Consider the following 12,811-nt stretch of genomic DNA (forward strand, 5'->3'; position numbering starts at 1 on the left):
CGACTATGTATCTGGTGTGTGGCGAAGCGCTGTTCGATTTTTTCAGCGAGGAGGATGCCAGCGGGCAGGCCTCCAAGGTCAATTACAAGGCCATTGCCGGTGGTTCGCCGTTCAACGTGGCCGTGGGTTTGCGCCGCCTGGGCATTGAGTCTGGGTTGTTTGGCGGCGTGTCCAACGATTTCCTTGGCCAGCGCTTGCTGCAAGTGCTCAAGGACGAAGGCGTCAGCCAGCAGTTTCTGGTTGAGTTCGCCGCACCGACGACCCTGGCGATGGTTGCCGTGGGCGCCAATGGCTCACCGCAGTACAGCTTTCGCGGTGAAGGCTGCGCCGATCGGCAACTGGCGATTGAGCACCTGCCGACCTTGGGCGATGAGATTCGCGGCGTGCATCTCGGCTCGTTTTCGCTGGTGGTGCAGCCGATTGGCGACACATTGCTAAGCCTGGTCAAGCGCGAAAGCGGCAAGCGCCTGATCAGCCTGGACCCCAATGTGCGGCTCAACCCGCAGCCGGATATCCAGCTGTGGCGTGAACGCGTGGCCGAGCTGGTCACGCATGCGGACTTGATCAAGGTCAGCGATGAAGACCTGCACCTGCTCTACCCCGATCAGTCGCCCGAGAGCGTGCTGCAAGGCTGGTTGCAGCACCGTTGCCAATTGGTATTCCTCACCCGTGGCGGCGATGGCGCAACCGTCTTCAGCCGTCAGCACGGCAGCTGGTCGCAACCTGCGGTCAAGGTGGTGATGGCCGATACAGTGGGCGCCGGCGACACCTTCCAGGCCGCGTTGATTGCCTGGCTGACCGAGCAGCAGCTGGATTCGGTGGAAGGCGTGCAGCAGCTGACACGCGCGCAGATCGACAGCATGCTTGGCTTCGCCATCCGCGCCGCCGCGCTGACCTGCAGCAAGACCGGGCCGGATCTGCCGTATCGCCAGCAATTGGGCTGAAGCCTGGGTTTCATGAAGGTTTTGTCAGCCAAGGCAAAATTAATCGATGGTTAATCCCGCAAGCCGAGAGTGAAATTGAACTTACTTGCGGAGCACCATCATGAAACTGCGTACCTTGTTATTCACCGGCACTTTGGCCCTTGCCGCAGTGTCGGGCATGGCTCAAGCCGACACCGCCGCCAAGCCCGTGCCTTATCAATACGGCACGCCCTTGAATATCGACAAAGTGATCGCCATGCACGAGGAAGACACCGACACGTGCAAGGTGATCAACGCCGATATCAAGTTCGTCGATAAAGCCGGGAAAATCGAAGACGTGGGCTATCGAAAAATGTCCGAAGCCTGTGACTTTCAGAATTGATGCACACCGTACTGGGCCTGGCGATTACCAGGCCCACAGGTCATCGGTGGCTCAACCTCAAAACACTTGGCTGACTAATAGCCGCGCCCCGCTACTCTTTGCTGAGCAGGCGCATGGGTGTGCTTGAGGTCTTCGCGCAACCCGCTGATCAGGTTGCAAATGGCTCGACTGCTGTCGAGTTTTTCGGCGTTTATACCTTTGACTTCCAAATCTACCCGGTCACGGTCGCGGTCGTCATAGACCTTGATCGTTAACGAAGCGTCTTCGGCTTTGGTGCATTCGCACCGCTTGGGCAGGAAACTTCCTTCAATAATACTGCGTAGTTCCAGTTCCGAAAGCATGGCCAACCTCTCCTTTTTTGAGACTGCCAACAGATTTTTTGTGTGCTCGGCAGGCGCAGGCCCGCCGCGTCTTACCGACCTTGGCAGACGCTTACAGTCAATAAGCCTACTCGGCAAAATCCGTTCTTGTTGTAACTTTTCCTCATAAGCACAATGACCCGTTATATAAGCCGGTTTGCATTGCTAGCATCATCGTCGAAACCACGCCGATTAAACGTTTATGCACTAAATTGTACTTTGCGCCGCAACCCTTTCAGCAACATGTCGCAAACTATCAAAGTTGATATTGGCCCCGGAATTCACCGCCACCAAGGTCTGCCCACGCGCGCCATTTTCGCTGACATACTTGCAAATACCCGCCACCGCCAGTGCGCCGGAAGGCTCGGTGATGGAGCGCGTATCGTCGTAGATCAGCTTGATGGCGCTGCACAGTTGGTCATTGCTGACGGTGATCACTTCATCGACCCAATCGCGGCAGACCTCAAATCCATAGGCGCCGATCTGCGCCACCGCGGTGCCATCGGCAAACCCATCGACACAGGGTAACACCACTCTTTCACTGGCGCGCAAGGCCGCCAGCAGGCAACTCGAGCCCTCGGGTTCGACCCCGACAATGCGCACCTCGGGCCGCAGGTATTTGACATAGGCGGCAATCCCGGCGATCAGGCCGCCACCGCCCACGGGTACGAAGATCGCGTGCAGCGGGCCTTGCTGCTGGCGCAGTATTTCCATGGCCACTGTGCCTTGGCCTGCGATCACATCGGGGTCATCGAACGGCGACACAAAGGTGCAACCCGACGTCTGGGCCAATTGCAGCGCATGGGCCAGGGCAAACGGAAAGCTTTCGCCCTGCAACACCGCCTCGGCACCCCGGGAACGCACACCCAATACCTTCAGTTCAGGCGTGCTGCACGGCATGACGATACGGGCCTTGATCCCCAATTCCCGCGCTGCCAACGCCACGCCCTGCGCATGATTACCGGCCGATGCCGTCACCACGCCTCGGGCTTTCTGCTCAGGCGTCAGTTGCACCAGCTTGTTATAGGCGCCACGGATCTTGAAGGAAAACGTCGGCTGCAAATCTTCCCGCTTGAGCAGCACCTGGTTGCCCAGTAACGCCGATAACGCAGGCGCCGTCTGCAAGGGCGTGCGCACCGCCACGTCGTAAACCGGGGCAGCGAGGATCTTTTTCACGTAATGCTCAAGCAGCCCGGTATTGGCAGTTTGCGCGGCGCTGTGGGTACTCATGGGCATCTCCTGGTGTTTATGTGCTGCCCAGGAGTCGGAAAAACAAAACCCGCCTCTAGGGCGGGTTTGGGTGCAGCCGTGTGCTATCCCGCCAAATGAGGAATGGCGGTAATAATAATGCTCGGCTGGCGGTGCAAGGTTTGAAAGGTCATGTAACGAAATTAACCGGCGGTTACCGGGCAAGTCAATGGCCTGTCGCCATTTAGCCGGTTGGGGTTTACGAGCGATATACGAAACGTATACGATTTGTATATCCACCTAACACAGTGAACCCCATGGGCATCGTCAAGATCACCGACCAACTGCACGAACAGCTTCGCCTGGCCAGCGCCGCCATGGACCGCTCCATCAACGCCCAGGCCGAGTTCTGGATCAAGATCGGCCTGCTGGCCGAACTCAACCCGCACCTGCCCTACAACGAGCTGATCAACAAGCTGTTGCTGGATAAACCCGACCTGATTCGAGGGCGCGGCTGATGATCAAGACACCTGCACAACTGGCGGTGATGCGCGAATCCGGGCGCCTGCTGGCTCAGGTATTCAGCATGCTCGACGGTTTTGTCGCCGCCGGGCGTTCGACCCTGGAGCTGGACAGCGCCGTCGAGGCCTTTATTCGCAACGACCTCAAGGCCCGCCCGGCGAGCCTTGGGCAGTACGACTACCCCTTTTGTATCAACACCTCGATCAACGAAGTGGTGTGCCATGGCATGCCGAGCGCCAAGGGGGTGTTGAAAGACGGCGACATCATCAACATCGACATCACCCTGGAGAAAGGCGGTTTTATTGCTGACTCCAGCAAAATGTACATGATCGGCAGCGTGGCGCCCAAGGCCCGGCGCCTGGTGGAACAGACCTTCGAAGCCATGTGGGCCGGCATTCGCCAGGTTCGCCCCGGCGCCCGTCTGGGCGATATCGGCCATGCGATCCAGAGCCATGCGCAGGCCAACGGCTACAGCGTAGTGCGTGAGTATTGCGGCCACGGCATCGGCCGGCAGATGCACGAGGAACCCCAAGTGCTGCACTTCGGCCGCCCCGGCACCGGCCTGGAACTGCGCGAAGGCATGGTGTTTACCATTGAGCCGATGCTCAACCAGGGCAGCGCCAAGGTGCGCGATCTCAAGGATGGCTGGACAGTGGTGACCAAGGACAACAGCCTGTCGGCGCAGTGGGAACATACCGTGGCGGTGACGGCGGACGGGTTTGAAGTGCTGACGCTGCAACCGTAAACCTGTGGGAGCTGGCGTGCCTGCGATAGCATCGACTGTGTGTCACTGACACACAGCTTGCACAGGAGCGCTGTTGTGGCGAGCGGGCTTGCCCGCGCTGGGTTGCGCAGCAACCCCAAACCAGGCGCTAAGGTCTTTCAGGAAAAATCCCTGTGCCTTTACTGGGGCTGCTTCGCAGCCCAACGCGGGGCAAGCCCGCTCGCCACAAAGGAATTTGGCCACCTTACCTGTCAGTTCCCACAAGCTGCAATGTGTTCACGCGCGACTGGCGCCGCCTGCGATGCGCTTGAGCCCGAACACCATCAACCCCGCGCCAACCCCCATCGCCACCATCAACAGCGGGTAAGACACCCACCACGGCGTGCCCGCCGTCATCATGCTGAACTCCGACATGCCGCCCACGCTGGCGATCAGGTTGAGCGGCAGAAACACCACGTTGATCAACGTCAGCTTGCGCAACAGGTTGTTCATGCTGTTGTTCATCAGGTTGCCGCGTGCATCGATCAGCCCGGAAAACACGTTGGAATAGATTTCCGCCTGCTTGTAGCACTGGTGGTTCTCGATGATCAGGTCATCGATCAACCCCAACACCTCGGCGCTGAAATGCTCCTTTTCCGCGTGGTTGCGCAACCGCGATAACACCGCGCCATTGCTGTGCAGCGCGTTGATGTAATAGATCAAACTCTCGCTGAGGTTGAACATCTGCATCAAGTGCTGGTTGCTCATCGACGCGTTGAACTGTTGCTGTAACTCCCGTGCGACCAGCTTGATCACCTTGAGATGGCCCAAGTAGTGGTGAATATTGTTAAGCAGCAGATCAAGCAGCACGTCCAGCGGCGTATGCAACGGCCGGCGCGCGCCGAGCCCGGACAACGGGGTGTCATCCGTGGCAATCACCAGCAAGCGGCCGGGCGAAAACAACAGCCCGCAGGAGGCCACTTCGAACATCAGGCTGCCGCCGCCCGAATAGTTCTCCGGGCGTTTCCAGATCAGGAACAGATTATCGGGGTGAAACTCGATGCGTGAGACTTCATCCGGGTCGAGCGCCGAGGCCAGGGCATGCTCATCGAGCTTGTGCTGCTCGCGCAGCCACTCGCGTTCGGCCGCGTCCGGGTTGTTGAACAGCATGATTGCAGCGTCGTCCTTGTCCGCTTTGCACAATTTTCCATCGGCCAGTTCAAAGCGCTGGATCATCGCGCGTCACCAGCCCTGGCCCTGGCGTTTCAACTCCAGCCGCCGCACGAACTCCTCCAGCACCAGTGCATACAGGTCGTCTTGCAAATAGGCATCTTCGATACCGGCGTCCATGTTGGGGTTGTCGTTCACCTCGATCACCACCACTTTATCGCCGGACTGCTTGAGGTCGACGCCATAAAGGCCGTCGCCGATCAGGTTGGCGGTTTTCACCGCCAGTTCCACCACCGCCTTGGGCGCTTCGTGGACCGCCAGGGTGCGGCATTCGCCGTTGATGTCCTGGCCGATGGCCTTGTGGTTATAAATCTGCCAATGGCCCTTGGACATGAAGTACTGGCAGGCGAAGATCGGCTTGCGGTTGAGCACGCCAATGCGCCAGTCGTATTCGGTGTAGAAAAACTCCTGGGCCAGCAGCAGCACCGAATGCTCGAACAATTCGGCGGTAGCTTTGAGCAGGGCTTCCTGGCTTTCCACCTTGATCACGCCGCGCGAGAAGCAACCGTCGGGGATCTTCAACACCAGCGGGAAGCCCAGGCGCTCGCCGACCCGTTCGAAATCTTCCGGTCGCTCCTTGTAGAGAATCTCGGTGGCGGGCATGCCCAGTTGATGGCTGTTGAGCAGGTCGGTGAGGTAAACCTTGTTGGTGCAACGCAGGATCGACGCCGGGTCGTCCATCACCACCAGGCCTTCGCTTTCGGCTTTTTTGGCAAAACGGTAGGTGTGGTTATCGACACTGGTGGTCTCACGGATCAACAAGGCGTCGTACTCGGCCAGGCGCGAATAATCCTTGCGCTCGATCAGCTCCACATCGATGCCCAGCCCTTTGCCGACCCGCACGAAGTTCTCCAGGGCGCGGGCATTGGACGGTGGCAGTTGCTCCTGCGGGTCGTGAAGAATCGCCAGGTCATAACGCGCCAAGCGGCGTGAGCGCGGTTGGCGCCAGATCTTGCGGCTGAAGTTGTCGAGGGCGTGGGCGAACTGGTCTTCCTGGTCATCGCGCAACTTGTGCAACACGCCGGACTTGACCCCGTCGATATGCCAGCCATTGTGTTTGCGAAACTCAACTAACAAGATCGGGCATGGGAAAGTTTCAAATAACTGGCGGGCCAACTCTTGCAGTGGCTCTATATTGGTTCGACCAAAATAAAGTGTCAGGGTAAAGCCTTCGGTATTGCTGTAAAGGTGATGACTCAAGGCTTTATCGAGGGTTTTATCCAGGTCATCCAACGACAAGCCATACAGCGACTTTTTAGTCAGTTCACTGATGGTGCGTACCGACGGAATCACCTTGTGCCCGCGCGCTTCGGCCAGCAATGAGCAGTAGTAGCCGTGCCCCAGGTACTTGTAGCTGCGGCACAGGTTGATCACCTGCACACGCTTGCCCGTCTCGCTTTCACGGGTTTGCTCAAGGTATTCCTGGGCGGTCACGATGTCTTCGCTGGGGAAGTAGGAGGCCCAATCTTCCTTGCGTTCGACAATGATCACCACTTGGCTTGAGCCTTTGCTTGCGACCGAAAAATAACCGTTGGAAGTTATTGTCGCCGCAACGTTTTGCTCGGATACTTCACGCCAATGACCTTGTACCGCTGACATAATATTTGATCCGCTTTAGAGAACTCGACCTTTTCTATTAAGCACGATCTTTTAGAGAAGTCCCGTTTCGTTACGCAACTTTTACGGCGGTTATATGGCTCTTTTCTTTCGCGTTGCAACCCCCGCTGATGTGCCCGAATTGGTCGCGCTGGAACAGCACTGTTTCACCACCGACCGGCTCTCGCCGCGCAGTTTCCAGTGGATGATCAGCCGCGCCCATGGCCAGTTGCTGGTGGCGGAAAATAACCGGCAGTTGCTCGGTTATGCCTTGGTGCTGTTCCATCGCGGCACTTCGCTGGCGCGGCTGTACTCCATCGCCATCGCCGAGCACGCGCGCGGCATGGGCTTGGGCAAGCAATTGCTCACGCGCATCGAGGCCTGCGCCCTGGAGCACGATTGCGCCTACCTGCGCCTGGAGGTGCGCACCGACAACCCCGGCGCCCTGGCGCTGTACGAGCGTAACGGCTACCGCCGTTTTGCCCTCATCAATGACTATTACGAAGACCACAGCCCGGCCCTGCGCCTGGAAAAACGCATCCTCCAGCATCAGGTCGCACGCCCGCAGAGCGTGCCGTACTACCAGCAGACCACCGACTTCACTTGCGGCGCCGCGTGCCTGCTGATGGCCATGGGCGCGTTGCTGCCGGGGCGCGTGGCCGGGCGGCGCGAAGAACTGCAGATCTGGCGCGAGGCCACCACCGTGTTCATGACCGCAGGCCACGGCGGCTGCAGCCCGCAAGGTTTGGCATTGGCGGCCTGGCGCCGAGGTTTTCGGGTGCGTATGCAGGTGAACGTGCGCGGGCCGTTGTTTCTCGATGGCGTACGCGACCAGCACAAAAAGGACGTGATGCGCCTGGTACACGAGGCGTTTGAAGAGGAATTGGCCGGCAGCGACGTCGAGCAGTCGCTGGGCGGCCCGCTGGATTTACCCCAGGTATTGCAGGCCGGCGGGCAGCCGCTGGTGCTGATCAGCAGCTACCGCCTCACCCGTTCCAAGTCGCCGCACTGGGTGATGGTTACCGACTGCGACGAGGAGTTCGTCTACCTGCATGACCCCGATGTGGACCACAGCCAGCATCGCCAGCCCCTGGACTGCCAGCATCTGCCGGTCAGCCATGGGGAGTTCGAGCGCATGTGCCGTTTTGGCAATAACAAACTGCGCGCTGCGGTTGTGCTGTTTATGCCACCTGCTTGACCGCGGCCTTGGCTTCCAGCTCGCGCACCAGCGGCAGGACGCGCTGGCCGAAGTATTCGACCTCTTCCTGAAAATGCAGGAAGCCGGCCAGTATCAGGTCCACGCCCACGGCCTTGAGCGCAACGATGCGCTCGGCGATCTGCTGCGGCGTGCCAATCAGGTTGGTCTTGAAGCCGTCGTTGTACTGCACCAGGTCTTCAAAGCTGGACTTGGCCCAGTTGCCCTCACCTTCCGGTGAGGCCTTGCCCGCCTGTTTGGCCGCATCGCCAAACGCATTCACCGCTTCCGGGTCAGCCTTGTCAATGATTTCGGCGAGTACGGCGCGGGCTTCTTCTTCGGTATCACGGGCGATCACAAAGGCGTTCACACCGACTTTCACCGAGTGATTATTGGCCGCGGCCTTGATGCGGATGTCGTCAACCTGGGCCTTGATACCTTCGGGCGTGTTGCCGTTGGTGAAGTACCAGTCGGACACGCGTGCCGCCATATCCCGCGCCGCCCGTGAGCTGCCGCCCTGGAACACTTCCGGCTGGCCGAGCGGCTTGGGTTTCAAGCTGTAGTTGTTGAAGCGGTAGAAATCACCCTTGAAGGTGAAATCGTCCTGGCTCCAGATGCCTTTGAGAGCACGGATAAATTCCTCGGAGCGGCGATAACGTTCGTCGTGTTCCAGCCAGGGCTCACCGATGGCCTGGAATTCGCCCTTGAACCAGCCGCTGACAATGTTCACCGCGATACGCCCATTGGTGAGCTGGTCGATGGTTGCCAGTTGCTTGGCTGCCAGCGCCGGTTGCCACGGGCCGGGCAGGATCGCCGCGATCACCTTGAGCGTGGTGGTCGCCGCCAGCAACGCATGGCTGAAAGCCACCGACTCATGCTGGTTATCGGCGCCGTAGCCGGCGGTGAAACGAATTTGCGTCAGGCCATATTCAAAGCCGGCAGCCTCGGCCAACTGCGCGAGCTTACGGTTGTAGTCGATGCCCCAGTGAGTGCGTTGTTCGATCTTGCTGACCACCAGCCCACCGCTGACGTTGGGCACCCAATAGGCAAATTTCACGGCTTGCTGACTCATCTGGCAGTACCTCGCACGAAGGGATGTAACCAGGCTGGAGCAGCAAGCGTGCCAGACATCATCAAAGCGCCATTCCACGGGCGTTGTGGTGCATATCGCAGTGGTTTTTGCCAGGCAGGCGAATGTCGCGCAGGGCCTTGATTTGTCGATTTACTGTTGCTGGGCCAACAGTAGTTTGGATCCACTCCCAACAAATACGGGCTGCGCCGCCCGGCACGGACTGTGCAATCGACTCAGCATTGATCACTGCCCAGGAGCCGTACCCCATGACCGAACAACACGTCATCAACCCGCTGTCCATCGGCGTCGATTACGCCACCTTGGCCGCACGCTTTCGGCCGATTTTCCAACGCATCGCCGAAGGCGCCGTGGCACGTGAGCAGGCGCGCGCCCTGCCCTATGAGCCCATCGAGTGGCTCAAACACGCAGGGTTCGGCGCCGTGCGTGTGCCGGTGGAGTACGGCGGTGGCGGTGCGTCCCTGCCGCAGCTGTTTGAGCTGCTGATCGAACTGGCGGCGGCCGACTCCAATGTGCCCCAGGCGCTGCGCGGGCACTTCGCCTTTGCCGAGGATCGCCTGAACGCGCCACCCAGCGCGGGGCGCGACCTGTGGTTCAAGCGCTTTGTCGACGGCGATATCGTCGGCTGCGCCTGGACTGAAATCGGCACTGTGGCTATCGGTGATGTGGTCACTCAAGTCAGCCCGGATGGCGATAACTGGAAGCTCAACGGCGAAAAGTTCTACAGCACCGGGAGCATTTTCTCCGACTGGATCGACGTGTACGCCCAGCGCAGCGACACCGGCGCCGACGTGATCGCCGCCACTCGCACGCGCCAGCCCGGTGTGGTGCAACGTGATGACTGGGACGGCTTTGGCCAGCGCACCACAGGCAGCGGGACTACGCGGTTTACCGATGCGGTGGTTGAGGCCGACAACGTGATCGACTTCACCACCCGCTTCAAATACCAGACCGCGTTTTACCAACTGGTGCTGCTGGCGAGCCTGGCCGGTATTGGCCATGCCGCGCTCAACGACGTGGCGCAGCAGGTGCGCAACCGTAAACGCATCTACAGCCATGGCAATGCCGCGCATGTTAGCCAGGATGCGCAGGTTCAGCAGGTGGTGGGCGAAGTGGCCGCGCTGGTGTATGCCGCCGAGGCCAGTGCGTTGAAAGCTGCGGCGCCGGCACAACGGGCCTACTTGGCAAGATTTGCCGGGGATGCCGTGGCGGAGCGTGAAGCGAACGTGGCCGCCGAGATTGAATCGGCAACGGCGCAGGTGGTGGTGTCGGAGTTGATTCAGCGGGCTACCAGTGAGCTGTTCAATGCACTGGGGGCGTCGGATGTGCGCCAGGGTAAAGCGCTGGATCGCCATTGGCGCAATGCGCGGACTGTGTCGTCGCATAACCCGGTGATCTACAAGGCGCGGATTGTCGGGGATTGGGTGATCAATGAAACCGAGCCGCCGTTTGTGTGGCAGATCGGTAATGGGCCTGGGAAAGTCTGACGCGGACAGCATGTGGGAGTTGGGTTGTCTGTGATGGTGGTTTGTTGGTGGACATATCCGTTGTTGTGGTGATGGCGGCTTAGGGTTCCGCCCTGACGGCGGGTCACTTTTGGCAAACGCCCGGAATGCCGGCCCAGCCAAAAGTAACCAAATGTATGGTCAGCCCATCTCCTGCAACCACGGACGATGAGCGGTAGAGCATGCTTGCGTTAATGTATCCGGGCTCATATTGGGCAGCGTAGCTGCCCAGCCTCTTGATGAATATTCGCCGCCTGTCTGTCCTTGAAAAGAGCTCCAATCTCGAAGACTGTTTTGGTTATCAGGTTTTCAGTCAGGCACTGAGCTGTTTATCGCCATCATCGTTGTCGTCGCAAAAGCCGGTGGTGTTCGTTTCGATCAAGCCGTGAGTTGTGCGTTATAACTAGCCCCGCGAGCCAACACCGCCCATACAATTCTCGCGAGTTTGTTGGCCAAGGCACAGGCAACTTTGTTGGGATGCTTTCGTGTGAGCAGGTCTCTCACCCAGGTGCCCAGTGCATCCGTTCGCTTATCGATGCGTACCATAACTGCTCGAGAGCCTTGAACCAGAAGCTTTCGAAGATATTTGTCGCCACGCTTGCTGATGTTCAGCAAAACGGTTTGACCGCCCGTTGAATACTGTCTGGGTACCAGCCCCAAGGACGCGGCGAAGTCTCGGGCCGAACGAAAATTGGAAGCGTCCCCGACGTCGGCCAGCAGCGCGCTAGCGATGATGGGGCCGATGCCGGGGATGCTCATTAGGCGTGTTCCCGCGTCATCAGCAGCCACTTGATCCTTGATGCTGTAGTCGATGGACTTAATTTCCAACGTAATCCGGTTAATTTCTTCCAGTAGATGCTCAATAAATTGCTTCAACTGTTGAGGCAACTCAGCGGCGGGGTCATCCAGTATTTGATGAATTTGGTTCATGGCGGCTTTGGTCGGCGGTAGCGCAATTCCAAACTCAAGCAGGAATCCGTGGATACGATTGATGGTTTGAGTTCTTTGGCGCACCAATGCCTCTCGGAGGCGGTGCTGGGTCGAGAGCACCTGCTGTTCCACCGTCTTGATCGCAACGTAGCGTGCCTTGGGACGGGACGCCGCCTCGCAAATTGCCTCGGCATCTATGTAGTCATTTTTATTACCGGTGACGTACGGTTTCACATGCTGAGGAGCTATAAGTCTCACCTGGTGGCCGAAGGAAATAAGTTTCCTGGCGAGCCAATGTGAGCCCCCGCAGGACTCCATTACTATCGTGCAGGGCTCAAGTTTTGCCAGGAACTGAAGCAGTCGATTTCGATTGAACTGCTTGCGCAGCACCTCATGGCCGCGTAAGTCGTGCCCTATGAGGTGAAAGGTGCATTTTCCAATATCAAGACCAAGTAATGCCAAGTTGTTCATGAGCGGTCTCCTTAGCGAAAGTGGGAACCCCGGTAAGTCTAGATTTACCGGGGCTCCCGTGCCGGGCTGACCATCTCATTAGGTCTGTGCCCCACCACTCGGCACCTCGCTTGGGCTCGGTGTGCCCTCACTCCGGCCATCGTGGTTGACGGGGCGTCTGAGATCAAAAGCAGATCAAGATCAAAATCTACAGCACGGCGGCCTGAAAGCCGACCTGAGTGGTTGAATCAAAAGCCAGGTCAAGTGCAAGGCAAAAGCCTATCTAGCTGATGCAAAGCGATCTAAATGTGGGAGCGGGCTTGCTCGCGAATGCGGTGCGTCAGTCAATTCATCTGTCACTGATGCACCGCATTCGCGAGCAAGCCCGCTCCCACAGTGGACCGCATGCAGTTTTGAATATGAGATCGGCTGCGGATTCGCATGCACTGAAGAGCTGCTTTTCTGTGGGAGCTGGCTTGCCTGCGATGCAGGCACCTCGGTGTGTCAGGCACACCGAGTTGATGCTATCGCAGCGGTGCGACGATTCGACAAGCCAGCTCCCACCTTTGACTGAGTATGGCTCTGCTGTTGCTGTTGCTGTTGCTCTGGTCCTTACATCCTTTTCGCTGGCGAAGTCAGCGGTCTTTTGATCTGCGCTTTTGATCTTGATCTGAGAGCGCCCCGTCAAACACGATGGCCGGAATCTGACAGTGATTTGGGGGGTAAACCGGCAGGGAT

General features: G+C 58.7%; 12 protein-coding genes. 6 read left to right on the forward strand and 6 right to left on the reverse strand.

Annotation, left to right across the window (positions count from 1 at the left end; genetic code table 11):
- Positions 1–5: 5 nt before the first annotated feature.
- Positions 6–944 carry a carbohydrate kinase gene (locus K0H48_RS01475; RefSeq protein WP_219266126.1) on the forward strand — a complete coding sequence of 313 codons (939 nt, stop codon included), beginning with the start codon at positions 6–8 and terminating at the stop codon, positions 942–944.
- Between the two features lie 100 nt (positions 945–1,044).
- Positions 1,045–1,305, forward strand: a complete 261-nt coding sequence (locus K0H48_RS01480; RefSeq protein WP_138817474.1) for a DUF2790 domain-containing protein — start codon at positions 1,045–1,047, stop codon at positions 1,303–1,305.
- A gap of 74 nt (positions 1,306–1,379) precedes the next feature.
- On the opposite strand, the gene K0H48_RS01485 is transcribed toward K0H48_RS01480, so the two are convergent.
- Both K0H48_RS01485 and ilvA read right to left on the reverse strand, forming a co-directional pair.
- Positions 1,380–1,646, reverse strand: a complete 267-nt coding sequence (locus tag K0H48_RS01485) for a DUF1652 domain-containing protein (protein WP_219266128.1) — start codon at positions 1,644–1,646, stop codon at positions 1,380–1,382.
- Positions 1,647–1,871: 225 nt separating this feature from the next.
- Positions 1,872–2,894 (reverse strand): threonine ammonia-lyase, biosynthetic, encoded by a 1,023-nt coding sequence (gene ilvA / locus K0H48_RS01490; RefSeq protein ID WP_219266130.1) that lies wholly within the window; start codon positions 2,892–2,894, stop codon positions 1,872–1,874.
- A 275-nt stretch (positions 2,895–3,169) separates the two neighbouring features.
- Between ilvA and K0H48_RS01495 the strand changes: the two genes are divergently transcribed.
- Positions 3,170–3,370, forward strand: coding sequence for a ParD-like family protein (locus K0H48_RS01495; protein WP_017135045.1), 201 nt, complete (start codon positions 3,170–3,172; stop codon positions 3,368–3,370).
- On the forward strand, positions 3,370–4,119 hold the full coding sequence (gene map, locus K0H48_RS01500; RefSeq protein ID WP_219266132.1) for a type I methionyl aminopeptidase: 750 nt from the start codon (positions 3,370–3,372) through the stop codon (positions 4,117–4,119). Before K0H48_RS01495 ends, map begins: the two co-directional genes overlap by 1 nt.
- 255 nt (positions 4,120–4,374) lie before the next feature.
- On the opposite strand, the gene K0H48_RS01505 is transcribed toward map, so the two are convergent.
- Together K0H48_RS01505 and K0H48_RS01510 are read right to left on the reverse strand one after the other, a co-directional pair.
- Positions 4,375–5,313 carry a magnesium transporter CorA family protein gene (locus K0H48_RS01505; protein WP_219266140.1) on the reverse strand — a complete coding sequence of 313 codons (939 nt, stop codon included), beginning with the start codon at positions 5,311–5,313 and terminating at the stop codon, positions 4,375–4,377.
- A gap of 6 nt (positions 5,314–5,319) precedes the next feature.
- Complete coding sequence (locus tag K0H48_RS01510; RefSeq protein WP_257626807.1) at positions 5,320–6,906, reverse strand: RimK family protein; 1,587 nt, start codon at positions 6,904–6,906, stop codon at positions 5,320–5,322.
- 94 nt (positions 6,907–7,000) lie between these two features.
- On the opposite strand from K0H48_RS01510, the gene K0H48_RS01515 reads away from it, so the two are divergent.
- Entirely contained in the window at positions 7,001–8,101 is a 1,101-nt protein-coding gene (locus K0H48_RS01515; protein ID WP_219266141.1) for a GNAT family N-acetyltransferase/peptidase C39 family protein, read from the forward strand.
- On the opposite strand, the gene sfnG is transcribed toward K0H48_RS01515, so the two are convergent.
- On the reverse strand, positions 8,085–9,170 hold the full coding sequence (gene sfnG / locus K0H48_RS01520; protein ID WP_219266142.1) for a dimethylsulfone monooxygenase SfnG: 1,086 nt from the start codon (positions 9,168–9,170) through the stop codon (positions 8,085–8,087). The genes K0H48_RS01515 and sfnG overlap by 17 nt on opposite strands.
- A gap of 266 nt (positions 9,171–9,436) precedes the next feature.
- Here sfnG and K0H48_RS01525 point away from each other — a divergent pair, with 266 nt between their 5' ends.
- Positions 9,437–10,675: an acyl-CoA dehydrogenase family protein gene (locus K0H48_RS01525; protein ID WP_219266143.1), complete on the forward strand. Its 1,239-nt coding sequence runs from the start codon at positions 9,437–9,439 to the stop codon at positions 10,673–10,675.
- A 396-nt stretch (positions 10,676–11,071) separates the two neighbouring features.
- Here K0H48_RS01525 and K0H48_RS01530 read toward each other — a convergent pair whose 3' ends face one another.
- Positions 11,072–12,094, reverse strand: a complete 1,023-nt coding sequence (locus K0H48_RS01530; RefSeq protein ID WP_219266144.1) for an IS110 family transposase — start codon at positions 12,092–12,094, stop codon at positions 11,072–11,074.
- Between the last annotated feature and the right edge of the window lie 717 nt (positions 12,095–12,811).

The sequence above is a fragment of the Pseudomonas sp. Xaverov 259 genome, assembly GCF_019352915.1.
Taxonomy (GTDB): domain Bacteria; phylum Pseudomonadota; class Gammaproteobacteria; order Pseudomonadales; family Pseudomonadaceae; genus Aquipseudomonas.